This window comes from Lentilactobacillus sp., assembly GCF_040773105.1.
Classification (GTDB): domain Bacteria; phylum Bacillota; class Bacilli; order Lactobacillales; family Lactobacillaceae; genus Lentilactobacillus; species Lentilactobacillus parabuchneri.
The window spans coordinates 1-1,779 of sequence record NZ_JAXGWW010000318.1 but is presented as its reverse complement, the minus strand read 5'-3'; the positions used below and the strand labels follow the sequence as shown (position 1 = coordinate 1,779).

Genomic DNA, 1,779 nt, shown 5'->3' with positions numbered 1-1,779 from the left:
GCCGTTATTTCACCGGTTGGTTCACTGACCCACGACGGTAAGAAGCACGTCTTCTATAGCGAAACCGAACCGGGCCCCGTTACACAAAAGCTTTACGACACGTTATTTGGTATCCAATCAGGTGACGTTGAAGATAAGTACGGTTGGGTTGTTCCAGTTGAATAATCCGTTATAAAATTAAAGGTAAGCGGTCACTCTACTCAGGAGTGCAGCTTGCCTTTTAATTTTGACTTTAAGAACCAATTGACATTTGGGTGTCAATTCATTAGAATATGAGAAATTGGTTAGACCGATTGAGATGCTGACATCAACCTAACCCCCCAGGAGGAGAAATTTATGGCAAAAGCACAACCGGCTTCAGAAATTGATTGGACAAACTTAGGCTTTGATTACATGGACTTACCTTATCGTTTCTTGGCACACTACCAAGATGGCAAATGGGACAACGGTGAGTTAACAGAAGATGGTACGCTACATATCAGTGAGGGCTCGACTGGTCTTCATTACGGTCAGGCCGACTTTGAAGGCTTAAAGGCTTATCGGACCAAAGACGGCAGTATTAACTTGTTTCGCCCGGATCAAAACGCGAAACGGATGCAACGTTCTTGTGCACGGCTGTTAATGCCGGCATTTCCAGAGGATAAGTTCATTGCTGCTGTTAAACAAGTTGTTGCGGCAAATGCCGACTATGTGCCACCATACGGCACTGGCGGCACCCTTTATTTACGGCCATTAATGATTGGTGTCGGTGGCAATATCGGAGTTCATCCAGCTGATGAATACATTTTCACGATTTTTGCGATGCCAGTGGGCGCGTATTATAAGGGCGGCTTAAAGCCAACCAACTTCACAACGTCTTACTATGATCGGGCAGCGCCTCATGGAACCGGTCAAAGCAAAGTCGGCGGCAATTACGGCGGTAGTTTGTTACCAGGTGATGAAGCCCATAAAGCAGGTTATTCGGATGTGATCTATTTGGATCCGGCGACACACACCAAGATTGAAGAAGCCGGTTCAGCGAACTTCTTTGGTATTACCCAGGATAATGAATTTGTGACCCCTAAATCCGATTCGATTTTACCAAGTATCACCAAATACTCATTGTTATATTTGGCAGAGAATCGACTGGGATTGAAGCCGGTTGAAGGCGATGTCTTCATTGACGACCTGGATCGTTTTAAAGAAGCCGGTGCCATGGGAACTGCAGCTGTCATTGCACCAATCGGCGGCATTGAGTATAAGGACCAGTTACACGTCTTTTACAGTGAGACCGAGGTTGGCCCAACAACCCGTAAGTTATACGATGAATTAACTGGAATTCAATTCGGAGACGTTGAAGCGCCTGAGGGATGGATCCAAAAAGTTGAAGTTTAATCATCATCTCACAGCCGTTCTGATCATTGTTGATTGGGCGGCTGTTTTGCCAGATAAATCAAAGGAGGAATCAATTTGTTGAAACGAGAGGGCCATTCACACACCGAATTTTGTCCCCACGGCAGCGGTGACGACGTTGAATTGATGATTCAAAAAGCGATCAAATTAGGCTTTCAAGAATACAGCATTACCGAGCACGCACCGTTGCCCAAACAATTTGCCCAGCTGTACGCCGGCCAGAAAACAGGGCTGACTGAAGCCGCAATGGCCGCAGGCGACCTTGACGCCTATTTTGAAAAAGCCAACCGGATGAAGGCAAAATATGCGGACCAAATTAAAATTCGGATTGGGTTTGAGGTTGACTACCTGCCGGACTTCACTGATTGGACGCGTGAGTTTCTAGAT

The 1,779-nt window shown here is 46.1% G+C and carries 2 protein-coding genes and 1 pseudogene; all 3 read left to right on the top strand.

Features of this window, described 5'->3' with window-relative positions:
* Positions 1-165 (top strand): annotated as a pseudogene (locus AB3112_RS11250) (branched chain amino acid aminotransferase); the annotation flags it as partial.
* A 171-nt stretch (positions 166-336) separates the two neighbouring features.
* Positions 337-1,374, top strand: a complete 1,038-nt coding sequence (locus AB3112_RS11245; protein ID WP_084972789.1) for a branched-chain amino acid aminotransferase — start codon at positions 337-339, stop codon at positions 1,372-1,374.
* A 75-nt stretch (positions 1,375-1,449) separates the two neighbouring features.
* Positions 1,450-1,779: histidinol-phosphatase HisJ (gene hisJ, locus AB3112_RS11240; protein ID WP_367334542.1), on the top strand; the 330-nt coding region annotated here is incomplete at its 3' end.

Bases quoted from the DNA above. Each gene is read 5' to 3' on its own strand.
- AB3112_RS11245 (WP_084972789.1), top strand. From the start codon at position 337: ATGGCAAAAGCACAACCGGCTTCAGAAATTGATTGGACAAACTTAGGC.